Genomic DNA, 23885 nt, shown 5'->3' on the forward strand with positions numbered 1-23885 from the left:
ACTCAAGCTCATACCTCTCTTGATTTTTACCATATAATGTTTCGGTACTTTTATATAGTTTTCCTGTTTAGCTTGTTTTTGTTGGCTTGCAAGAGTAAGACCGATCCGCAGGAAGGCGCGATCGCGCGCGTATATGAAAGTTATTTGTATGCTGAAGATGTTAAGAGTATTGTACCCAAAAACATCAAAGCGGAAGACAGTCTTGCTCTCATAAAAAAATACATCAATAACTGGATCACCGAAGCCCTTATTCTTCATAAGGCCGAGCAGAATTTGACGGAAGAGCAAAAAGATGTGGAAAAACAATTGAAAGATTACCGGAACTCATTGATTACATTTGCATATGAGCGTGAGCTCGTGAATCAAAAGTTAGATACTGTGGTTTCTGATTCGGCAATAGTTGAGTATTATAACCAGAATAAGAATAATTTTGAACTTAAAGACAATATTATCAGGGTGTCGTATGTTAAGGTGAGCAAAAAGGCGCCTGATCTTCAAAAAGTCAGGTTGTTATACCGTTCTGAAGTTTCGAAGGATAAGGAAGCATTGGAGAACTATTGTCATCAGTATGCCGAAAATTTTTACCTCGATGATAATGCCTGGCTGTTATTTGATGATCTGTTGAAGGAAATACCCATTCAACCGACGTATAATAAAGAGCTTTTCCTTCAAAACAACCGTTTTATTGAAGTGAATGACTCCACAAGTTTGTATTTTGTCAACATAAAGGGTTTTCAGATAAAAAACAGTATTTCGCCGCTTTCTTTTGAAAAGGAGAACATAAAAAACATAATTTTAAACAAAAGAAAACTTGAGCTCATCAATAAAATGAAAGAGGAAGCTTTTAACGAAGCACGAAATAACAAAGATGTTGAAGAGTTTAAATGATATTGGCTGATGAATCTTAAAGAAAAATATCGATCTGTTTTTTTTGCAGTGCTGCTGTTGAGCACCTCTCTTTTTACTTTTGCCCAATCGGGGGTAATTGACAAGGTTATAGCTGTTGTAGGGAATAACATTGTCACAAAATCACAGCTGGAGTCGCAGTATCTGCAATATGCCTCCGCCGGTGATAAAACAGATCCACAGCTCATTCGCTGTAAATTGCTTGAGCAGCTCATGTTTCAGCGGTTGCTTCTTACCCAGGCTCAAAAGGACAGTATTGTAGTAACCGATGCGCAGGTTGAACAGGAATTGGACAGGCGCATCCGCTATTTCATCAGCCAGTTTGGCTCGGAGCAAAAGTTCACGGAGTTTTATGGGAAATCAGTGGAAGAATTTAAAAGTGATTTAGGCAGTGATATTAAAGACCTTTTGTTGGCACAGAAAATGCAGGCTAAGGTCACAGAAGAGATGGCAGTAACGCCTTCCGAAATAAGGAGTTATTATGATAAGATACCGAAAGATAGTTTGCCATTTATTAATGAGGAAGTTGAAATAGGACAGATCATTAAAAAACCTCCTGTTTCTGCCGAAGCAAAAAAGGAGGCCAAAGACCGTGTGCAGGCTTTAAGAGATCGTATTGTAAATAAAGGAGAGGACTTTGCTGTATTAGCGGCTTTGTATTCTGAAGATCCGGGTTCGGCATCCAAGGGTGGAAGGTATGATACGTTAAGACGAGGAGCTTTTGTTCCGGAATTTGAAGCTGCGGCTTTTACACTTAAAGTAAATGAAGTTTCTCCTGTATTTGAAACAAGTTATGGATATCATATTGTTGAATTGCTTGACAAACGTGGCGAGGAGATCAGCGTACGTCATATTCTTATATCGCCCAAATCTTCTCCGAATGACCTGGTAAAAGCCGGAACTATTCTTGACAGTATTTATAAGGTTATCATGCGTGATTCTATTTCTTTTCGTGAAGCGGCATCCCGTTTTTCGGATGATGAGGAAAGCCGCCAGAACGGAGGGCTTGTGACCAACCCGATCAATGGCCTTACAAAATTTGAGAAAGCCGACTTAGGTCAGTTTGACCCAACACTTGCTTTCACAATTGACCGTATGAAACCCGGTGAAATAACAAAGCCGAGTATTACAACAACCAGGGACGGGAAACAAGTATATAGAATTTTAAACCTGAAAAGCCGGTCGGAGCCACATGCCGCTAATTTAAAAGATGACTATCAGAAAATTCAAGCGGCGGCATTGAATGAAAAACAACAGAAAGCAGTCGCTACCTGGATACGCAAACATCTGGCCGGAATATACATTCGTATTAATGATGAATACAAAGGCTGTAAATTTGATATAAATTGGTTGGCAAACCAGTAAACTAAATAGTACTATGAGTTATAAATCGGATGTAGAAGCAGTAGATGCTTTTAATATAAAATATAAAGAATTAACAAAAGAGATCGCCAGGGTTATTGTCGGACAGGATGAAGTGGTGAAAGATGTATTGATCTCGGTATTCAGTAAGGGGCATTGCCTGTTAATCGGGGTGCCCGGACTGGCAAAGACACTTTTGGTAAATACTATTGCAGATGTATTAGGACTTACTTATAACCGCATACAGTTCACGCCCGATCTTATGCCTTCGGATATTATTGGTACAGAGATACTGGACGAAACCCGCCATTTCAAATTCATAAGAGGTCCTTTATTCGCTAATATCATCCTCGCCGATGAAATTAACCGTACTCCGCCCAAAACACAGGCTGCTTTGCTGGAAGCTATGCAGGAACGCGCAGTAACAACAGCAGGAAAGCGTTATGAACTGGATCTGCCATTTTTTGTTTTGGCTACGCAAAATCCAATAGAGCAGGAGGGAACTTATCCATTGCCTGAAGCACAGCTTGACCGTTTTATGTTCAATGTGCTGCTTGATTATCCAAAGTATGAAGAAGAAATTATGGTAGTAAAAAATACCACATCGGATGCTAAAGTGCAGTTAGAAAAGATACTTACCATAAACGAGATTGTTTATTTCCAGAACCTGGTAAGACGTGTTCCTATTACCGATAATGTGTTGGAGTATGCTGTTAAACTGGTGCGCCAGACACGCCCGGAGGGTAATGAAGCGCCGGAAATGGTAAAAAATTATATTTCATGGGGAGCAGGCCCGCGTGCATCACAGTTTCTTGCAATAGGAGCAAAGTGCAATGCTATTTTAAACGGCAAATACGCGCCCGACATTGAAGATGTGAAATCTGTGGCGCTTGCCATACTTCGCCACCGCATGGTACGCAATTACAAAGCCGAAGCGGAAGGCATCAGCATTGATACGATCATTACCAGCCTGCTTAAGTAAATTGTATGAATAAGTCAACAATAAGCATCAGCCAAACCGGCGTGTTCTCCGATATTTTTGTTGATTACATTGAAGGCCAACCTGCTCTCAAGCCCTTTTATAAATACACTCCTGACGTTTCTTCCTTTAAACAGGCTATTGCCGATAAAAGCAAAGAGTCAATAGATCGTAAACTTTTGGTTGAGGTTTTGCAGGAACAATATTCCGCTTTTAACCTGAAACCTGAAACCTTAAACCTTAAACAGCTCGAAGAGCCGAACACGTTTACCGTTTGTACCGGCCATCAATTATGCCTGTTCACCGGCCCGCTTTATTTTATTTATAAAATTATCAGTACCATTAATCTCGCTGAAGAATTAAAAAAAAGCTATCCCGCTTACAACTTTGTACCTGTTTACTGGATGGCTACTGAGGATCACGATTTCGAAGAGATAAATCACGCGAATATTTTTGGAAAGAAAATTGTTTGGGATAAGGAATCCGCTGTGGGAAACAGGCATATTGCCGCCGGCCGTATTGGGACCGGATCACTTACAAAAGTTATTGAGGAACTTAAACTCATTGTTGGTGACACAGCCAGCGCGAAACAGCTCATTACACTAGTTGAACAGTCATATTTGAGCAACAGTAACCTTGCGGATGCGACGCGTTATCTGGTACATAACCTGTTTGGGAAATACGGACTTATTATTGTTGACGCGAATGATACAAGACTTAAAAAACAATTCGCTGAAATAATTAAAGACGATCTGGTTAATCAGAAAAATTATAAGATCGTTAACTCAACAATCAAACAACTAAGTGGTTTAAAATATAGATCACAGGTCAATCCGAGAGAGTTGAATTTTTTTTACCTGAAAGATGGAGAACGCAGGCGAATTGTAAATGCCGGTTTGACGTCACTGGATGGTAATACAGAAGTTGCGTTGACCCCGGAAATGCTTAAAGAAATTGATACAAACCCGGAACGTTTTAGTCCCAATGTTGTATTGCGCCCTTTATACCAGCAAAAAATATTACCTAACCTGGCTTATGTGGGCGGGCCGGGAGAAATAGCCTATTGGCTGGAGTATAAAGCCATGTTCGAATATCATAAAATCAATTTTCCGGTATTAGTGCCGCGTAATTTTGTAATGATCATTGATCATAAATCTGCATTGCAATGGAATAAATTGGGTTTTAAATCCGAAGATTATTTTCGGGATGCAGACGGTCTCATAAAGGAACATATTTTAAAGCACTCTCAGATCCAATTATCACTTGAAGCTGAACAAAAACAATTGGAAGGACTATATGCTAAAATTGCCGCTCAGGCGGAGCAAATTGATCCTACATTAAAAACGGCAGTTTTGGCTGAACAGCAAAAGGGGATCAATGCCCTTAGATCTATAGAAGCAAAATTGCTGAAAGCAGAAAAGCAAAAAAGTGAAATAGTCGTCAATCAAATAAAGAAAATAAAAGAGAAGTTGTTTCCCGGCGGAGTATTGCAGGAGCGGTACGATAATTTTATTGCTTATTACCTTATTTATGGTGAGGAATTTATTGATATACTTAAAAAGGAACTAACTTCTTTTGATGCAAAGTTGATTGTGCTTTCAGAATAATTGTTGATCAGGTTGAATTTTATAATAAATAGCCAACGCACCATTTCGACTACGCTCAATGTGGCCAGGTGTGGTGGGCAGTCTGAACACAACGGAAAACTGTGCTGATGTATATTTTATTTCGCAAACAAATTAATGATCCTTTCCATTTGCAGAGGATTTAGGTGAGGCATGCGTATCCCCAGCAACCATATCAGATCAATTACCCGGTTTTTTCACGATGAGCTTGCCGGCTCGTATTCTGCAGAGGAGGTCGAAAATTTTATTTTTTACTCTTTTGAACATTACCTTGGTTTTTACCGAACCGATCTTTCGTTAAAAGCAAACGACACAATTACAGAATCTGAGCTTCTTAAATTCAATGATGTTGTAAAAAGGTTAAAGCGACAGGAGCCGATTCAATATATTTTGGGTGAAACATGGTTTTATGGGTTGAAGTTGAATGTAAATCCTGCTGTATTGATACCTCGTCCCGAGACAGAAGAATTAGTGGATTGGATTGTTAAGGAAGTCGGAAGCCTGCCTGCCGGACAGGCAGGTCGGAAGTCGGAAGGCCGAAGTGTTGGAAGTATTTTGGATGTTGGAACAGGGAGCGGGTGTATTGCTATTGCATTGAAAAAAAATATTCCGAATGCTGAAGTGTTTGCTTTGGATATTTCAGAGGAGGCGCTTGATGTAGCCCGGCAAAACGCGACAATTAATAATGTCGATGTAAATTTTATTCAGACGGATATTCTTGAAAATAAGCTGTTATTTCAACATTTCAATTCCTTTGATATTATCGTTTCCAATCCTCCTTACATACTCAGGTCCGAAAAACAGTCTATGGAGGCCAATGTGTTAGAGCATGAACCGCATGTAGCATTATTTGTGAATGACAATGACCCCTTGTTGTTTTACAGAACAATTGTTCAGTTTACTCAAAAACATTTAGCTGATGCCGGAAAATTATTTTTTGAGATCAATGAAGCCCAAGCTGATGAGGTAAGAAACCTTTTATTGCAAAGTGGTTTTAAAAATGTTGTGGTAAAGAAAGATTTAAGTGGGAAGGAGAGGATGGTCAGAGCTGAGAAATAGTTGGGTTTAATTTGATTTTTATATTTTACCTGTACCAAAGATAAATGAATTCTACTGCCGTCTTTACCATTGATGGTAATGTGAAGCAAAGTCCGCATTAAAGTCTGCGAAGTTAAAGGATTTTGAAACGAAAAAGTTAAAGAATTATCAAAATTGTCTACCGTGTAAGAATTTACTTAGTCGCCCCTCAAATAGTCCAATATAATAGAGTATCATTGAGCATTGTTGAAAAAAAGCAGTGATAAAATCTGCAAGAAAACGGCAAAGAAGCTTTAAAATCTTGCAGATTTGTTCATGTTAAATAAACCAAAAGACAAAAGTCAACTGGGCTTGTACAGCACATTTGAAGAGCAATTAAATTCTCAACATGGCCTTTGCAAATTGGCCAATGTGATTGATTGGGACTTTTTCGATGATGCATTTTCAAAAACATTACAGTGCCACGCAAGGCAAGCCAGCTAAGCCCATCAGGCTGATGGTATCATTGTTAATACTGAAACAGGTCAGAAATTTAAGTGATGAATCAGTAGTGGAGCAGTGGGCCGAGAACAGCTACTACCAATACTTTAGTGGCGAAATTTTTTTTGTTCAAACTACCCATGTGTTCCAACTGAATTGGTGGAGTTCCCCAAACGTATTGGAACAGAAGGGGTGGAGTTGATATTGAAAGAAAGCATTCGGGTTAATGGTGATGATGCAAATGACAGTAACTTCAGCGGTGATACCACCATACAAGAAAAAAACATCACCTACCCAACCGACGACAAACTGTACAAGAAAATTATTCATAAATGTCAATCGATAGCAGAACAAGAAGAAATAGAACTGCGACAAAGCTACACTCAAACAAACAAGAAGCTGAGCATAGTTCAGTGCTTACGCAAAAATAAAGGAGGTGATGTAAAGGCACGCAAAGCAAGTAAAAAGGTTAAAACAATTGCAGGCAGATTGGTAAGAGAGATTGAGCAAAAGCTTTCACTACAGTCGTTGCAACATTATGCTAACGATCTTGCCCTTTACACTCACAGAACAAAGCATAAAAAAAACATGTGGATTTGGGTATGTTTTTTCAAATATAAATTGGACTAATTAATATTTATAATTGGTATAACTTGTCATCAAGCCTAACAAAATAAACCGTGGACTTGATGGCTTGGTTGGTATTATGCCACGCGTATTTGGTATTCCTGTTAGCGGGCAGGTATCAGATTCTGTTATGCAGATCCCCGGAGTTTCCTTGCCAAAATAGTGTCGATGTAACCTGAATGTTACTTTGAAAGGAGTATTTTCTTTGTCAAATACAATTCGTCAGAGGTGAACTCAACAAGATATATTCCGGTTTCAATATAAGGGAGTGTAAATTTAACTTTACCAGGAATATTTTTTTCGTTGTACTCAACGATTTTTTGTCCTGCAGCATTGTAAATGTTTACGACCGTGTTCTTTGTTACACGATCTTTAAATTCAATAATAATATCAGACCCACTATTATATATGTTAATATTATCATGGCCGGACGGTCGTTTAATATTGGTTAATTGATCATTCAAAACAACTATACTTTTAATAACGGTATCACTGCATAATTTATTGGAGGTAATCAACCGGATCGGGTAAACCCCCGTAGCAGAATAGCTATACGGCATAGGCAACGGTTGCGTTGAATTTGTTCCGTCACCAAAATCCCATGCATAAAAACTTGCATCACTAACGTATGTGATTTTAAGTGGTAATCCTGCCGGGATGAACAAGGTGTCATTATCAATGTTAAAATCAGCCACTAACCAGTCGTCAGAAGGAATTATTTCCCCATTGGCAGTAATTGAGCAATTATTGCTGTCGGTTACCTGTACAAAGTAACTGCCTAATGACAATGAAGAAATAATTGATGCAGTTGAGCCATTGCTCCATAAGTAAGTGTATGGCTGTGTTCCTCCTGAGATATTTAGGCTCAATTTGCCGTCATCCGTTCCTTTACAGCTTACTTTAGTTGATGTAATTGCAGGAATCAAAGGGGAAGGTTCACTGATTGAAATAGCTTGTGTGGATGAACCGCACATTCCATCGGTTCTCTCAGACGTTATAAAATATTCTCCTGCTGTCAATCCGGTTATAGTATCTGCCTGTGAAATGTTTAAATCAGAATGGATGGTATTTCCAATGCTGTCTTTTACCATATAATTCAGGGTAAAATTATCCGGGCTGTTCAAAACAATAGAACCATCATTGCTGGTATTACATGTTGGCTCCTGTATTGCAATGTTAGTTGCAACAGAAGGGTATATGTGGAGTATAAATCTGTTAACGGGGACCGGTGAAGATGGCAAATTGAATGTGTAGGGATTAATTCTGATATCCGCCTCATTGCCGGTTGCCAGATCTTTCAGGATCAAACAGGCATCTGCCGGTATATTCATAAGATTGTTAACAGAGATCGTGTATGATCCCCCGATTGCTGATTTCACAAATAAAGGAATGCTCATTTTTTGATTTAACTCCGGGAGTGAATTAACACTCAATACAACGGAGTCGCTAGATTTCGATGAAATATAAGGTACGTTTGTGTTGGTGCTTTCAATTTTAAACGCGTCAAGGTCCGCGTCTTTATTTACTGTAGCGCTTTCCATGAATCTGATCAGCGTTTCATCTACAAAAGAATTAGAAGAGCCGGAAATTTTTAGTGACAAATAAGATGCCGGGGTTGGTGCAAGTTTCCAAAAAGAAGGGGAGGGCTCACTATTCACTTTTACATTTTCGGTTATGTTTAGAGCCGGGCCTGCCGCATTCGTTTTCACCATGAAGGCTTGGGAGGAAGCAATATATTGTGTGCCGCCATTTATTCCCGGGCCGCCTGCCGGATAACTCGCGTAATTTTGGGTAATATTGTTCCATGCATAATAAGTGTTTCCCTGGATATTTGTTCTGGTCCAGCCGGAAGCATCCCAGTCAATTGTGGAAGGATAGGGGTTGCTTACTAAATTCCATCCATCATCAGCATTTCCCGAGTTGTTGTATGTTACCGGTAGAGTTTGATTTCCTTTATTAGGACTTCCGGGAATATCAAGTGTAACGGGAATATTTGTTGAATAAACATAAACTGCAAATCCTTTTCCTGCAGTAAGTGGATTGGTAATATTTGTCGCGTTTTTCCAGCCAGTCGAGAAAGCTCCTGCTACTGATTCATCATATGTATATGTATTACACCAATAGGTAGGCTGGGTACTTCCGGGAAATCCGTCAAAACGCAATTCCGGTGTCAGGTCGCTCAGTGTGCCACCCACTGCCGAACCAATATAACGATAGCCCTGGGAGCCGGACAGATAGCGTTGCATTGTAATGTTGCCAACAAAGTTTGCAGGTGTAGATAAGGCCGCTATGTTCGCTGTTTTTGATGAGGTAGATAATAATGTAAATTGGTTATTCGTATTGAATGTTCCCGTTCCATTCAGGGAAATGGTGCCTTTTAGCCTTTGAGCGCTTGAAAGTGTAACAGCTGCACCTGTTGAAATATTGAGGTTGTAGAAATCGGCAATACTACTGCCGGAAATTGTTTGGGTACTTCCATTGAAATTAACAGTTCCGGTTCCGGAGGTAAATGTTCCGCTGTTACTCCAGTTTCCTTCAATATTAATTGTGTTTGCTCCCGCGTCCAGCACAGAACCAAGTGTGAGATTTCCAATAACTGTAATGTTATTTGCAAGTGTTTTGGTTCCGGAACCTGAAAAAGAAATATTATTAAAAGTTTCGCCTCCGCTTTTTGTTATGGCTTGTGAAGAACTTCCGTTTAACGTAACAGTTCCAAACCGTGATTGAAAAGTTCCGCTATTGGTCCAGTTTCCATCAACACTTAACGAATAATTCGATGAACTTACATCCAATGTGGATCCGCTAATGGATATATTTCCGTTAACAACCGTAGTTCCGCCTAAAGTTTTTGTTCCGGAACCCGAAAGGCTGAGGTGGTAGTAAATTATATTTTTTATTGTTTGTGCAGAAGATGACCCATAACTGGCTGTATTGCCGGATGCATTTGCGATCAGCCCTGTAAGTGAAAATACCGGGGAATTAATGTTTAGCGTAGCCCCGGCAGCATTCACAAGTGTGTCCGATCCGGCCAGCGTTCCGGTTACTGTTAGTGTTCCATTATTGGTTGTGCGGACATTAATAGTGAGTTTGGCCAATGATCCTGTTCCGCTTATAGATTGACCGGAAGTTGTTTGGAGAACGATGCCGACTGTAGAGCTGGTTAAAGTGGAACCAAGAGTCAATCCCCCTGTACTTGTAAGTACTCCGGCAACAGAACCTGTAATGTCTCCCGTTCCGTTTATTATAATCCCGGATAGCCCGACATTTGTCGTGTTTGCTGCTGTCCAGTTAGCGGTCCCATCAATAGTAAGTTTTGTACAGGCCCCGGGGTTTCCATTCATTGTTATAGTATGCCCGGAAGCTATCTGGACAAAATCAGCTGATGTCGGGGCAATACCGCCAACCCACGTTGCATCTGTAGTCCAGTTGCCTGAGCCTGCACTTACAATAACTGAGCGGATAGTTACCGGTAAATTTACTACATCGCTTCCTGCACATAACCGGGTAGTGGTAACCTGTACATTGCCCGCCCCGGCTGCACCCCAGTCAACAGTAATCGAATTAGAAGTACCTCCGCTTGCCTGTGTTCCTCCTGTTATCGTCCAGGAATAGGTATATCCGGGGGTGGCTGTTACAGAATAGGTAATACCGGTTTGAGATGCAGCAACTGATGTTAACCCGGATATGGCTGAAGTCGCTATAGGGTTAACATAAACAGGCAAAATAACCGGGGTGTTGTTGTCGCCGCAATCATTTGTTTCGGTTACCTGAACGCTTCCAAACATACCTGTGGCACCCCAGTTTACGGTAATTGAATTAGTTGTTCCTCCTCCGGCCTGAGTACCTCCGGTTATTATCCATGTATAAGTGTTGCCTGTTGTGTTTGTTACGGAATATGCTTCACCACTTGCATTCGTACAAACTGAAGCGGATCCTGTAATACTTGATGCACTGAAAGGAGAACAGGAAGTATTACCCAGTGCAAATTGCGCAGATAATCCGCTCATTAAAGTGCGTTTTGCCGTTGATCCGCTTGCACTTGTGTGGGTTCCATCAATAGTCCAGGGGTTACCGGATGCAGACCTTTTAATGATCCTGGTAGATGATTTTATGGTATAACTGGTAAACCCATTTCCCGTTAGCTCAAGGTTATAATCAGTACTTGCAAGGCCATCAGCGGCTGTTAAATCCCAGTAACCTTCTGTAAATTGGTTTGTAATTGAAAAACCACCGTCAGCAAGTGGCAGGCCATTGTTTCCTGGATCAGTACCGGTAAATTGAACAGTAAGCGACCCGCTTGTAAGATTTGTAAACGTAATTAATGTAAGCCGGTTATAACCGGATGTACCCACGGGGAAAGAAATTCCGGTACCGGTAGCATTAATCCATCTTTTAAATTTTCCAATGATCGTTCCAGTGCTGTATGACATAGAACCTGCAGAAACAATACTTGTTCCCAGTGTTAACGTGTTTGATCCGCAATCAATATTTCCAGCGGTTTGTGTAAGCGAATTAGTAGCAGTGACATCATTGATGAGTGTAAGAGTGCCGCCGGATTTATTAATGGAAAGATTATAAAATGTTTCACCTCCGATTTTAGTTATATTTTGCGTTCCAGATCCATTGAAAGTTACCGTTCCGGTACCAGGTGTAAATGTACCGCTGTTAGTCCAGTGACCGCCAACAGTAAAATTAAAGCCATTAGCATTCAGAGCGCCTGCAGTTACAGTAAAATGATTAAATACCTGTAGGTCGGCCGAGAGTTGTGCGGTAGCGTTTAAACTGTTTGTAGTAAAATTAGCGAGGGCTACTGCCGAGTTAACCAGAATAGTTTGCCCGGCAGGGGTTGATGCATCGCCTATCTGTAAGGTGCCGTCAGTAACATTAAATGTACCGTCCGATGTTGTAAAGCCAAGGTTACCCGCTCCGGCCCGTTCAATTATTATAGTACCACCAGACATGGAAAACAAAGAACCTACTACATCCATTGTGAAGGGCGCTAAGGCCGCTGTAGTGGAACCTATGGTTGGAGCAGTCAACGTGCCTCCTGACATAGTAAAACTGGTAATTGTAATATTGTTAACCCGGTCAAGACGTCCGGCAATGTTTAAAGCACCACCGGTAATTTCGACAGAGCCACCATAAGAAGTAATATTTTCATTAGTTGCATTGCCAACATTTAAGGTACCCGCACTTACTTTAATACCGCCATACAAAGAAGCTGTTCCCTGCATATTTACCGTTGCGGAAGGGTTATTTATCCATATCCTTCCGTTTGCAGGAATGGTAGAATTGCCCGTATATGGAGTTATAGTTCCTGAAGTGGAAAATTTAAATGTTCCGTTAGTTAATGTAAGCAGATTATTGGGCATTGAAAAATTAGTGGAAGTAATATCCAGCATGTTGTTCTGCGAAGAGCCCATATTAACGGTAACTCCGTTGAAATTGGTAAGGGTGCCACTGCCACTTACCGTTTGATTACCATTGTTGTTGAATGTAACATTGCATAAACTGCCGGCATCGGTTGCCATATTAAAGGTTCCGTTGTTTGTTATGTTTCCTGTAAGATTGAATATATGCGTAGTGTTAGAAGCCGCATTCACCTCAAAGGTTGCTCCTGAAGCAATTGTAACATTTCCTGTAACAGTAAGTGTTCGGGCTGTATTATTACTACCTATTCGTAATATTCCGCTTGTTCCCTGCCCAACCGTAAGATTATAGCAGGAAGCATTGGCATTTATAGTTACAGTATGACCATTCGCGATCGTAACATTATCACTTGTTGTCGGAACCACCCCGGTATTCCATGTGCCACCGGTATTCCAGTTTCCTGTTGCTACTGACACAATGTTGCCTGCATTATTAGTTATTTGATTTCCGGAAAGGGCGGCACTTAAGGCTCCTTCTGTTACCGCGTATACTTTCCAGTAATAAGTTGTGCTGGGCAATAGCCCGGTAATGTTTGAAGATATCGCGTTGGCTGCGGTTTGACTGCGGTAACTATAAGTAATATTATCCGTTGATTGATAAATGGCATAACCCACTTCATTACTCGCCCAATTGGCCCAGTTAAGTGTCATGGCTGAACTGGTTACTCCTGTAAAAGTCAGTGAGCCTCCGGGATTTGCAGGAGTAAGAGGTGTGAAAGTAATTTTGGAATCGGATGCAGGTATAGCAGAAAGACCATTTTGTACAGCATTGCTGAATGTAGCAGTATTCGCAGTTTGTTGTGTCAGAAGTTGAGCTGTAGTGGGTGACGCGCTTATTGTACCGGCATTTATTCCGCATGAATATGACCAGGTCGCGGTGCCGGCCGTCATTGTACCATATATAAATTCGATAACACCTGTAGTTTCATATATTTTTACCTGGAAATTGAGGTTCGGCGTGGTATTTCCATATACAGCCATGTTGATCCACTCTACAGTAAGAATTCTGTTGGGGGCTGATCCGCTTAATTCATACTTAATACTTCCTCCCAGGGGGTCGCCCCCGCCCTGAGTGGTCATATCATCATACATAGGTGCAAGCGCTAAACCGGTAGGGGTTGTACTTGAAAATCTTGTATTCTGATATCCATATGCGCCGGTGGTAGGCCCTCCGTCGGCGGCAGAAGACGAAAAATCAAGATAACCATTCGTGGAAACACTGATTTGAGTATAGCGGGTACCATTGTACCAGAAATCAAAACCTATATTTGTAGCTATACTTCGGTTATCATCCTGGCTAAACCCACCTGAATAACGCCAGCCACTGAATGGAGAGCCCGTTGAAACAATGGAAGTGTATGTTATTCCCGTACTTCTTGATGCGGAATAATTACCAACACTTTGCGAAAAAACAAAGTGCTGAACCAGCAAAAAAACAATTGCGATAAATATGCCTTCCCGAATTCTCATTTGAAACTATTTACCCGGATGATAAAAATGCCCGGACTTTTTCACTAATACTAATATTTGCTAATCACCTGGATAAAATTCTTGTATACCGGTTCTTAGTCAATTTAAGGATTTTTTATCCGCCAAACCTGCCTGACCGGCAGACAGGTTGGCTTAGAACCGTATATGCCGAGGCTCAAAATCCTTAAAAATCAGGTTTTATATTTTGCTTATATGTTTTAACCAGGACTAACATAAGTCCTGCTGCAATTAAAAAAACAATATGATCATCAACAGGAACACAGGGGGGGATCGGACATGAGGGATCTGGTGGCGGACCCTGTGAAAATAATGATAGAGGAAGAGCGCACAAATACAGGAAAGATAAAATCTGCCTTTTGCATCCTTTCTTTTTTATTTCAAAAAATAAGTCCATGAATCAGTATAAATTTATTCTTTTTAACCGTCAGGACGCTTTCGCGTACCTGTAATTTTCATATTGTTTGGAATAGTACTGCAGCCTTCTGATCCTGACTTTGTTCAGGATCAGGTGAATTTTAAAGCGATTCTTTTCTATAATCTCATCCACTTGAGTCAGCGAATTTTGATATGGAGCTATGGCATTTAGAATGTAAATATTTAAATCAGTAAACTGCATCAGTGTCATCGCATCAGAAATAATACCTACAGGCGGGGTATCTATAATAACGTAATCAAAATTGTCCTTCCCGTATTCAATGATCTTCCGGGTTGTTTCATTCAGTATTTTTTCTGAGGCTTCACTTATGGTTGTTTTTGATATTATTGCAAAAAGATTCTCAATTTTAGTATTAATAATTGTTTCCGGTATACTTAGTTTTTCTTCAAATATTTCGTTCATGCCGGTTTCTTTATTTCTTAATCCCAATACATTGGCAAGGTTGGGTTTATGGAAGTCCATGTCCAATAGCAAAACTCTTTTTTTTGTTTTTGCCAGTATTGCCCCCAGGTTAACCGCATTAAAAGTTTTTCCCTCTGCCGAATTATGGGAGGTTATAAGAATAACTTTTGTTTTTTTTCCGGCAAGTTCAAATTAAAGGTTTGTACGAATCGATCCTAAAAGAGATGATCCCAGCGGGTGATTAAGGGTGTCATAAATAGTATTGAGTTTTTTCTTGCTTAATTCGATAAATGGCATTTCCCCCAAAATAGGTATGGCGGTTTTTGATTTCAAATACTCCATAGTTTCTATAGATTCATAAAAAAAGTTTTTGATATATATGATGCCTGCGGATATGGCTAAAGCAAGGATGATATAAAAAAATAATTTCCCATTATCGGCCGGCATACTTCTTTCAATGATATGTGCGGATTCAAATATCTTGTATTCGGGTGCCATGGCAGCCTGGGCAATAAGTATATTGTTCCTTTTTTCTAAAAGGTTCATGTACATTGCTTCATTTACTTTCAATTGCCGCTTCAGATCCATTAAATACATCTGATTGTTGTTAAACAGGTTTCCTTTTTCAGAAGGTTCATCAATAGCTGTAATTTGCTTCTGGAAGTATGCTATTTTGTCTTCAACCGTTTTCTGGCCGTTTTGTATATACTTAAGCAGGTCGTTTTTCCTGTTCTCGTAATTATTATCTATTTTATGTATAACTATGCTTTTTTCTGTGGCATCAAATAAGTTTTCGTTTTTATCTAAGTGCATGTCATATAATTCCGATAAGCTGGTTTGCAGAAAATTGTCATCAATTTCGCCAAAGTAGGGTGGAGGAAGGCCTTTGTTGTTTTTGTTCTCAACAATATATTTTTCCAGATCAGCAAGCATAATTCGCTGCAATTCAAGTTTTCTTTTGTCGATCATCAGGTTGGTTAATTCCGAAACATATTTCTGTTCGGCAATACTTTCATTCATCATTCCGGTTTTCATGCTGTATTTACGCAGACTGTCTTCAACATTTCTTAAAATTCCTTCAGTTCCGCGCAGCAGCTTGTCGATCCCGTTAACCATTTTATAATTCCGTTCGATCTGTGATTTAATGGTATTGTTGAGATATACCTTTGCAAGTGTGTCAAGGAACGCTACTGCTCTTGCCGGAAAAATATCCCTGTATGTGACCTGTAATACAGCCAGGTCCTTTGTGAGCTGAGTGCTTAACATAGATTGGTACTTTCCGACAAGAGACGATTTGTCGTGTATCTGAACAAAATAATCAGTTTGTTTCACCTGATTTGTGAGGGTATCTCCAGGGAACTTTTTTTCTACAAGAAGTTTTATCTCCGGATCTGTTATAGCACTGTCAAAAAAGCAACGATTCTTAATAGTTGTTTTCAGTTTGTCGTAGCTATATTCGAACTCGTTTTCATTGATAACCCTGAACTTAATAAACTGTTCATGCAGCGCGGGATCTATAAGGACTGTTATTATATTAAAGGGCTGAGTGCCATAGATCTCTACATAATTTTTATTTTCTTTTATATAATAGGAAACATCCAGATTAAGGCTTTCAATGGTTTTTTGCATTATACTGGGAGCATTTATCCCGGTCATTTCATCAGAGTAATCAGTGTAATTTTTGGCATTAGCTTCATTATACTTAAGTGAGATTTGTAATTGCGCAAGTGCACCTTCCACACGGGTGGCGGTATAATAGATATAACTGCTTATTGCCACAACCAAGGCAATTGCAACTATATACCAATTATTAACAAACAACTGCCAGGCTCTCCTCACTGTACTCAACTGGATCTTGGCCTGTTCATTTAGCTTGTTTTGATTTATTATTTGCATTTACAGAAAAATATTAAACATACTTGGCCTTAATCAAATTCGTGTTTAAAATTAAGTAATATTCTTAGTTATAAGTATTTGCTAAAAATCTTACATATGTAATTATTTGTATTGATACGTAATATTCTATATAAAGTTGCAATTATTCGTTCTTTTATATGTGTATACATGTAAAAATTCGACATAAGTGGAATTCGCCTACCTTAAACAGGTGTTAATCTCGTCCAAAAAGTATAAAAAAACATCCAAAATCATTGATAATGAGTTTGTTTCCGCTTTATCGGTGGAGCGGGGATTTTGCTAACTTTATCGTTTGTTTTCCACTATTATTTAAAGCAATTTATGCTTGTACTCTTAAAAAAGGAGATCAATTTATTTCTTAATTCATTTGTCGGCTATCTGGCTATTGTGTTTTTTTTGCTGAGCACAGGACTCTTTTTATGGGTGTTGCCTGTGGATTTTAATATTCTGGATAATGGTTTTGCCAACATCGATGCACTGTTTTTAATTGCTCCATGGGTATTTTTATTTCTGATACCGGCTATTACCATGCGTACATTTGCCGATGAAAAAAAAGGTGGCACCATTGAACTTTTATTGACAAGTCCGCTTACCGATCTGAAGATCATTCTGGCGAAATATTTCGCTGGTGTCATCCTCGTTATCATTTCTTTACTTCCTACACTCACTTATTATTATTGTGTTTCTCATCTGGGAAACCCTCCCGGGAATATTGATACCGGCGGCATGTGGGGTTCATATATTGGCCTGCTGTTTTTGGCTTCGGCCTTTGTGGCAATAGGTGTATTTGCTTCGGCTATAACCAGTGACCAGGTAACGGCGTTTATCACGGCTCTGTTTTTATGCTTTTGCTGTTATACCGGATTTGAGTACATAAGTTCACTTGAGTTATTTGGAAAAATTGACAGTGTGATTATTTCTCTCGGCATTAACGATCACTATATCTCTATGAGCCGCGGTGTTATTGATACGCGTGATGTTATTTATTTTGCAAGTCTGATCACTGTATTTATTATTTCAACACGTACTGTACTCGAAAGCCGGAAATGGTAAAAGATAACATAAACATACGGCCGCAAAAAAGACGTGATATACTTAACCTGATGTTGAGTATGATAATAATTATTTTGCTGAATTATATATGTTCATTTGTTTTTTACCGCATTGACCTTACTTCTGAAAAACGATTTACACTCACATCCGGTTCGGTTCAGCTTGCCAAAGATCTTGATGATGTGGTGTTTGTTAAGATATACCTCGATGGAGATTTTCCGGGAGCACCCGGATTTAAAAGACTTCGGGATGCCACTAAAGAGCTGCTTGATGAGTTCAGGGCTTATTCAGGTGACAATATTGAGTATGAATTTGTAGACCCCAATGCTATAACCGACAAAAAACAGCGCGGACAGCTATATGAACAGTTGGATAAGAAAGGCCTGCAAGCCACCAACCTTGAGGTAAAAGGAGAAAAAGGTGTTAGTCAGCAGATCATTTTTCCTGGTGCAATTGTTACCTTTAAAGGTCGTGAACTGCCATGGCAACTCCTTAATACCCAAACAGGAGTCGATCCGAATGAGCAATTGAATAATTCGGTGCAAACACTGGAGTATGAGTTTTCCAACACGATACGCCGGCTTAACAAGGGTATAAAACCCCGCATAGCATTTATTGACGGACAACATGAGATTGATTCACTCCAGGTAGCCGATGTAGCGATGGACCTTAGTGAATACTACGATATTGAGCGTATCACAATAAACAATCAGTTGAAAAGTCTTGATGGCTTAAAAGCTATTATCATTGCCAGGCCGGATAGTGCATTTGATGAAAAGGATAAGTTTATTATTGATCAATACGTTATGAATGGAGGGAATGTTTTCTGGTTGATCGATCCTGTTTACGTGAGTTACGACAGTTTACGGAAAAGTGCTGCCACATTAGGTTTAGAGAATCAGCTTAATTTAAAAGATCAGCTTTTTAAATACGGAGTCCGTATCAATGCTAATCTTATCCAGGATCTGCAATGTTCCGCTATACCGGTTAACAAAGCACTTGTAGGCCAGCAGCCTCGTTTCGAGTTGATGCCGTGGTTCTTTAGTCCGCTGATCATTTCGAGCGAACAACACCCCATCGTAAAAAACCTCGATCTTATAAAGTTTGATTTTGTAAGTTCGATCGATACCATCAGGACAGAAAATGTGCGTAAAACTATTTTACTGAAAAGTTCACGTTACACCAAATTGATAAATTCACCGGTGCGCATTAATCTGGCTATGGTCAATATTCGTCCGGATGAAAATCAATTCAAAAAATCATTTCAGCCTGTGGCTGTGTTATTAGAGGGTAAATTCGAATCATTATTTAAGAACCGTATTCCTCCGAGTATCGCAAAGGATAGCGCTATTGGCTTTAAGGAAACAGGAAAGCCGGCGAAGATGATCATAGTTTCGGATGGAGATGTTATCAGGAATCTTGTTGACCGCAACGGGCAGCCAATGCCTTTAGGTTATGATGTTTATACCCGCAAAATGTATGGTAATAAAAATTTCATACTTAATTGCATGAACTGGCTGTGTGATGATTCGGGCTTGATGTCGGCACGCGCACGTGACATTAAATTACGGATGCTTAACAAAAAGAAGATCGTTGCCGAACGGGTAAAATGGCAGGTGATCAATACTTCGCTGCCGATAATATTTATTGTTATATTGGGTGTTGTACTGTATTTTATAAGGAAAGGAAAGTATGCATCTAGAGGGTAAATTCGAATCATTATAGCCCATAACCCAGCGTATAACCCTGACAGAGTTTTAAACTCTGTCAGGGTTATACGCTAAAGTTTAATATAAATATGAAATAGCCATGATACCTTCAGTATCAAAAACACGGATGAATATCATGGGTGTTCCCTGTCTGCCGACAGGCAGGCATCCGACAATCAGAAACTTTAAAAATATATACGTATGAAACGTAATAAAGTGGCCATTGTACTTGTTGTACTCCTTGGTAGTATCAGCTTTTGGTTCATTGTGAATAATAAAAAAAGCACCCTAAGAAAGGGCTTACGTGATTTTGCATTGGAAGATACCGCGGGTGTAACTAAACTTTTTTTAGCCGATAAAAATAACAGAGCAATCACTCTTGAAAAACAACGGCCCGGACTTTGGCGTTTAAATGATAAATTTTATGCGCGGAACGATGCTGTGAATATGTTGCTTGAAACGATGAAGCAGATTGAAGTGAAAAGTCCGGTCAGTAAAAATGCGCAGGAAAACGTTATTAAATCACTGGCTGCCGGTGGAATTAAAATTGAAGCATACAAAGGTGATAAGCTGATAAAGATCTACTACGTGGGTTCTGAAACCCAGGACATGTTAGGCACATACATGCTATTGGCTGATCCGGAAACAATGGAGAACTCGACGGTTCCCTATATTACCTATATTCCTGGTTTTGATGGATACCTTACCACCCGTTATTTTACGAATGAAACGGATTGGCGCGACCGATCAGTGTTCCGCTACACTCCTCCTGAAATAAAGTCGGTAAGGGTCGAGTTTCCGTCGAAACCCGATGATGGTTTCGAAATTAACAATTTACCGGGTGTAAAATTCGAGGTGCGATCATTGTTGGATAATATTCCTCTGACTGCCATTGACACAATGACTGTTAAGCAATACATCAGTTATTTTCAAAATATTCAATATGAACTGATTGAGAAACTTGAAAAAAGTCTTATAGATTCAGTTTCTGTTTCAACCCCGATCAATATTATAACAGTTACAGATGTAAAGGGAAATAAAAATGTTGTAAAACTATTTTATAAGAGTGCAGCTCCCGGCGCAGTCGACCATATTACAGGCAAACCTGCCGTATACGATAAAGACCGTATTTTTGCACTTATTAACAATGGGGCCGATTTTGTCACTGTCCAATATTTTGTTTTCGGTAAGCTGCTGCAGCCGATTACCTATTTTAGTCCAAAGGACAATGTTAAAAAATAGTGCATAACTATTTATTTTAAAAACAGGTCTAATCCTTCTCAATAAGCTACATTTACTCGTCAGCTGCTTATCAATTTTTAGGGGTAAGGGCATGTTTTACTAATAATTTAAACTCAATTTTTAAATATGAAATTTATTGTATCCAGTTCTGCTCTTTTAAAACAATTACAAGCTCTTGCCGGTGTTTTAAATACCAACAATACCTTACCGATCCTCGATAATTTTTTATTTGAAATTGAAAAAGGTCAGTTAACGATCTCTGCATCTGATCTTGAAACAACAATGACGACCATTGTTTCTGTTGAATCAAAAGACAGTGGCAGTATTGCGATCCCAGCCAAACTGTTGATCGACACATTAAAAACATTTCCGGAGCAGCCGTTGACATTCACGATTGATAAAAAGAAGTTTGGTATTGAAATAAGTTCGGATTATGGAAAATACAAACTGACCGGGCAAAATGGCGACGAGTTCCCAAAGATCCCGAGTATACAATCGGCCTCTTCAATTGAAGTGGATGCAGCAATTTTAGCCGAAGCGATCAATAAAACTATATTCGCAACAGGTAATGACGAGCTGCGTCCTGTTATGTCAGGTGTATTTTGTCAACTTGCCGCCGACAGTCTCACGTTTGTTTCTACTGACGCGCATAAATTAGTTCGTTATCGCAGGAATGACGCTAAGTCTAAGGCAGCAGCTTCATTTATTTTACCCAAAAAGCCCTTGAATCTTCTGAAAAATATTTTACCAAATGTGGTTGAGAAAGTGAAGATCGAATACAATAATACCAATGCATTTTTCTCTTTTATCGGTACAACGATCATCTGTCGTTTAATAGATGGCAAATACCCGAACTATGAGGCTGTTATCCCTGCAAGTAACCCTAACAAACTTACAGTTGATCGTATGGCATTTTTAAATTCGATCAGGCGTGTGGCTATTTTTTCCAATAAAACCACTCACCAGGTACGTTTTAAAGTAGCAGGCAGCGAGTTGAGCATATCCGCCGAAGACCTTGACTATTCAAATGAAGCGAGCGAGCGTCTTACCTGTCAATATGTGGGTGAGGATATGGAAATCGGATTCAATTCCCGTTTTATTTTAGAAATGCTTACCAATATTGACAGTGAAAGTGTAACATTGGAAATGTCGGCTCCAAACCGTGCGGGTATTTTATTGCCATCCGAGCATGACAATAAAAAAACAGATACACTAATGTTGGTAATGCCGGTTATGTTGAATAACTAGGTCTCATTCCTGAAACCACCGAAACGGAAAATAAGAATCAATTAAATTAACTTCACCAATCGGTATCGGAAATCGGCTTTTAGAGGTGTCCTTATAAAACCGAAGGTTTCAAAAAAATGAACCAAACAATTAACTCAGGACACAAATCAGTTTTTAGAAGGGTACTTCTAACACTTCTTGTATTCTTCGGTATTGTATTTCATATATACCCGCAGGCATTTTGGAGGGTGTGCGATTCTCTTCCTATAGCCGAACAAGGAAGGCGACAGGTGGTCAGCTTTTCGATTGGCAGCAAAGGCTATATATTAACCGGTAATGGTTCATCATCCGCGGTGCTTAAAGAGTTATGGGAATGGGATTCCGCAACTACAGCCTGGTCGCGAAAAGCAGATTTTCCAATTTCCGGACGGAACAATGCGGTTGGTTTTTCTATTGGAGCCAAGGGCTATATCGGTACGGGTGATACAACAAATGGAGGTGCTGCGGCTAAAGATTTTTACGAATGGGATCAGGCGACAGATACATGGACACGAAAGGCAGATTTTGGGGGTGCGGCAAGATATCAGGCTGTTGGATTCTCTATTGGCACCAAGGGGTATATTGGAACAGGTGTGAACAGCTCAGGGAGGAAGGGAGATTTTTGGGAATGGGATCAGGCAACAAATATCTGGAGTATGAAAGACAGTATTATATCGGCAGGTGGAACGCAAAGAAATTCCGCTGTAGGTTTTTCTATCGGGACCAAGGGGTATATTGGTACCGGATTTGATGGAGTGCGTTTGAATGATTTTTATGAATGGGATCAGGCAACGAATGTGTGGTCCGCAAAAGCGAATTTTCCTGGCGAGGCAAGGCAGGTCGCTTTAGGATTTTCGATCAAATCTACTGCTATTGGGATTGGGGCTATTGCCAAAGGCTACATAGGTGCAGGCGATGGTGCTACAGGTGCGTTGTCCGATTTCTATGAATGGGATCAGGCTACAGATGTTTGGACGGCCAAAGACCCCTATCTTGGTGGTCAGAGAAGGGCTGCAACCGGCTTCTCTATAGGAAATTGCGGGTACGTTGGAATGGGAAGGAATGGATCGGGTTTTCGTTCCAAAAGTTTTTACAGATATTGTCCTGATTTTGAATTGCCAATAACCTTATTGTCGTTTACCGGCCAATTGCTAGACGGAATTGTTCAGCTTAAATGGGTAACCGCAAGTGAAATCAATAACGATTATTTCACTGTTGAAAAATGTGATGATCGAATTCATTTTAAGGATGTGTTGAAAGTGAACGGTGCAGGCAATAGTAGTGCTAAGTTACATTACGCTGCAACAGATGAAGATATTACCACCGATGTTTCTTATTACAGACTCAGGCAAACTGATTTTGACGGAACAACAACCTATTCCGGTGTTATTGCGATCGGTAATAATTCATCCTCCCGGGAGAATATGATTATTTATCCAAATCCTGCTTCCGGAGAAAACAAAATTAATCTCAACATCACAACCATAAATAATAAACCTATACTGGTTGTTATAAGGGATATGCTCGGCCAGGAATTTTATTCCAAAGTTGAACTGCTTGATAATGTAAGTGCCCTTATCGTATTAGATCCTGATGGTAAACTATGTTCAGGTGTCTACCTGGTGACCGCATCATGCGAAAATAAAATTTACAAGAGAAAATTGGTGATCAGGTAAAATGTGTGATCAAATTGCTAATTAGCGTAAAAAATGACACAAACAAAAGCAGCCACAATAAGAAACTGTTTAAAATTTATTCAATAATATTTTTATAGCTGCAAAATGAATCATTGCCTCACTTGTTTCAAGCAAATATTCAAAATCTTTACTCAATCTTCGTTGGTTTTCAAACCAAGAAAAAGTTTTTTCAATAATCCATCGTTTGTGAACCACTTTAAAACCTGGTTCATTATCAGTTCTCATT

At 39.6% G+C, this 23885-nt stretch carries 16 protein-coding genes; 12 read left to right on the forward strand and 4 right to left on the reverse strand.

Going from position 1 to position 23885, the window contains the following annotated elements; translation table 11 throughout:
* The first annotated feature begins 81 nt into the window (after window positions 1-81).
* From HYU69_04520 to HYU69_04550, 7 genes are all read left to right on the forward strand, one after another.
* Window positions 82-888, forward strand: a complete 807-nt coding sequence (locus HYU69_04520) for a hypothetical protein (GenBank protein MBI2269605.1) — start codon at window positions 82-84, stop codon at window positions 886-888.
* A gap of 9 nt (window positions 889-897) precedes the next feature.
* Entirely contained in the window at window positions 898-2271 is a 1374-nt protein-coding gene (locus HYU69_04525) for a peptidylprolyl isomerase (GenBank protein MBI2269606.1), read from the forward strand.
* 13 nt (window positions 2272-2284) lie between these two features.
* Window positions 2285-3250 carry an AAA family ATPase gene (locus HYU69_04530; GenBank protein ID MBI2269607.1) on the forward strand — a complete coding sequence of 322 codons (966 nt, stop codon included), beginning with the start codon at window positions 2285-2287 and terminating at the stop codon, window positions 3248-3250.
* Window positions 3251-3255: 5 nt separating this feature from the next.
* On the forward strand, window positions 3256-4854 hold the full coding sequence (bshC, locus tag HYU69_04535) for a bacillithiol biosynthesis cysteine-adding enzyme BshC (GenBank protein ID MBI2269608.1): 1599 nt from the start codon (window positions 3256-3258) through the stop codon (window positions 4852-4854).
* A 171-nt stretch (window positions 4855-5025) separates the two neighbouring features.
* Complete coding sequence (prmC, locus tag HYU69_04540; GenBank protein ID MBI2269609.1) at window positions 5026-5931, forward strand: peptide chain release factor N(5)-glutamine methyltransferase; 906 nt, start codon at window positions 5026-5028, stop codon at window positions 5929-5931.
* Window positions 5932-6406: 475 nt separating this feature from the next.
* Entirely contained in the window at window positions 6407-6592 is a 186-nt protein-coding gene (locus HYU69_04545) for a transposase (protein MBI2269610.1), read from the forward strand.
* 2 nt (window positions 6593-6594) lie between these two features.
* Window positions 6595-7020, forward strand: a complete 426-nt coding sequence (locus HYU69_04550; protein ID MBI2269611.1) for a hypothetical protein — start codon at window positions 6595-6597, stop codon at window positions 7018-7020.
* Between the two features lie 179 nt (window positions 7021-7199).
* Here HYU69_04550 and HYU69_04555 read toward each other — a convergent pair whose 3' ends face one another.
* The 3 genes from HYU69_04555 to HYU69_04565 all read right to left on the reverse strand — a co-directional run bounded on the left by HYU69_04555 (window position 7200) and on the right by HYU69_04565 (window position 16671).
* On the reverse strand, window positions 7200-13916 hold the full coding sequence (locus HYU69_04555; protein ID MBI2269612.1) for a T9SS type A sorting domain-containing protein: 6717 nt from the start codon (window positions 13914-13916) through the stop codon (window positions 7200-7202).
* Between the two features lie 445 nt (window positions 13917-14361).
* On the reverse strand, window positions 14362-14937 hold the full coding sequence (locus tag HYU69_04560) for a CpsD/CapB family tyrosine-protein kinase (GenBank protein ID MBI2269613.1): 576 nt from the start codon (window positions 14935-14937) through the stop codon (window positions 14362-14364).
* A 30-nt stretch (window positions 14938-14967) separates the two neighbouring features.
* Window positions 14968-16671 carry a hypothetical protein gene (locus HYU69_04565; protein ID MBI2269614.1) on the reverse strand — a complete coding sequence of 568 codons (1704 nt, stop codon included), beginning with the start codon at window positions 16669-16671 and terminating at the stop codon, window positions 14968-14970.
* A gap of 342 nt (window positions 16672-17013) precedes the next feature.
* Here HYU69_04565 and gldF point away from each other — a divergent pair, with 342 nt between their 5' ends.
* The 5 genes from gldF to HYU69_04590 all read left to right on the forward strand — a co-directional run bounded on the left by gldF (window position 17014) and on the right by HYU69_04590 (window position 23638).
* Complete coding sequence (gene gldF / locus HYU69_04570; protein ID MBI2269615.1) at window positions 17014-17745, forward strand: gliding motility-associated ABC transporter permease subunit GldF; 732 nt, start codon at window positions 17014-17016, stop codon at window positions 17743-17745.
* 59 nt (window positions 17746-17804) lie between these two features.
* Window positions 17805-19454 (forward strand): gliding motility-associated ABC transporter substrate-binding protein GldG, encoded by a 1650-nt coding sequence (gldG, locus tag HYU69_04575; protein ID MBI2269616.1) that lies wholly within the window; start codon window positions 17805-17807, stop codon window positions 19452-19454.
* Between the two features lie 201 nt (window positions 19455-19655).
* Window positions 19656-20696: a hypothetical protein gene (locus HYU69_04580; GenBank protein MBI2269617.1), complete on the forward strand. Its 1041-nt coding sequence runs from the start codon at window positions 19656-19658 to the stop codon at window positions 20694-20696.
* A gap of 126 nt (window positions 20697-20822) precedes the next feature.
* The gene (gene dnaN / locus HYU69_04585) at window positions 20823-21944 is read left to right on the forward strand and encodes a DNA polymerase III subunit beta (protein MBI2269618.1); all 1122 of its coding nucleotides are present in this window, start codon (window positions 20823-20825) and stop codon (window positions 21942-21944) included.
* A 116-nt stretch (window positions 21945-22060) separates the two neighbouring features.
* Entirely contained in the window at window positions 22061-23638 is a 1578-nt protein-coding gene (locus tag HYU69_04590) for a T9SS type A sorting domain-containing protein (GenBank protein ID MBI2269619.1), read from the forward strand.
* Window positions 23639-23707: 69 nt separating this feature from the next.
* Here the strand turns inward: HYU69_04590 and HYU69_04595 are convergent.
* The coding region (locus HYU69_04595; protein MBI2269620.1) for a transposase at window positions 23708-23885 on the reverse strand (178 nt) is incomplete at its 5' end.

The sequence above is a fragment of the Bacteroidota bacterium genome, from assembly GCA_016183775.1.
In the GTDB taxonomy this organism is placed as follows: domain Bacteria; phylum Bacteroidota; class Bacteroidia; order JABDFU01; family JABDFU01; genus JABDFU01.

Excerpts from the sequence above, each read along its gene's own strand:
- prmC (MBI2269609.1), top strand. The coding sequence starts at position 5,026 with ATGCGTATCCCCAGCAACCATATCAGATCAATTACCCGGTTTTTTCAC.
- bshC (MBI2269608.1), top strand. The coding sequence starts at position 3,256 with ATGAATAAGTCAACAATAAGCATCAGCCAAACCGGCGTGTTCTCCGAT.
- HYU69_04545 (MBI2269610.1), top strand. The coding sequence starts at position 6,407 with ATGGTATCATTGTTAATACTGAAACAGGTCAGAAATTTAAGTGATGAA.
- HYU69_04590 (MBI2269619.1), top strand. The coding sequence starts at position 22,061 with ATGAACCAAACAATTAACTCAGGACACAAATCAGTTTTTAGAAGGGTA.
- HYU69_04565 (MBI2269614.1), bottom strand. The coding sequence starts at position 16,671 with ATGCAAATAATAAATCAAAACAAGCTAAATGAACAGGCCAAGATCCAG.
- dnaN (MBI2269618.1), top strand. The coding sequence starts at position 20,823 with ATGAAATTTATTGTATCCAGTTCTGCTCTTTTAAAACAATTACAAGCT.
- HYU69_04580 (MBI2269617.1), top strand. The coding sequence starts at position 19,656 with ATGAAACGTAATAAAGTGGCCATTGTACTTGTTGTACTCCTTGGTAGT.
- HYU69_04555 (MBI2269612.1), bottom strand. The coding sequence starts at position 13,916 with ATGAGAATTCGGGAAGGCATATTTATCGCAATTGTTTTTTTGCTGGTT.
- HYU69_04530 (MBI2269607.1), top strand. The coding sequence starts at position 2,285 with ATGAGTTATAAATCGGATGTAGAAGCAGTAGATGCTTTTAATATAAAA.
- HYU69_04525 (MBI2269606.1), top strand. The coding sequence starts at position 898 with ATGAATCTTAAAGAAAAATATCGATCTGTTTTTTTTGCAGTGCTGCTG.
- gldF (MBI2269615.1), top strand. The coding sequence starts at position 17,014 with ATGCTTGTACTCTTAAAAAAGGAGATCAATTTATTTCTTAATTCATTT.
- gldG (MBI2269616.1), top strand. The coding sequence starts at position 17,805 with ATGATAATAATTATTTTGCTGAATTATATATGTTCATTTGTTTTTTAC.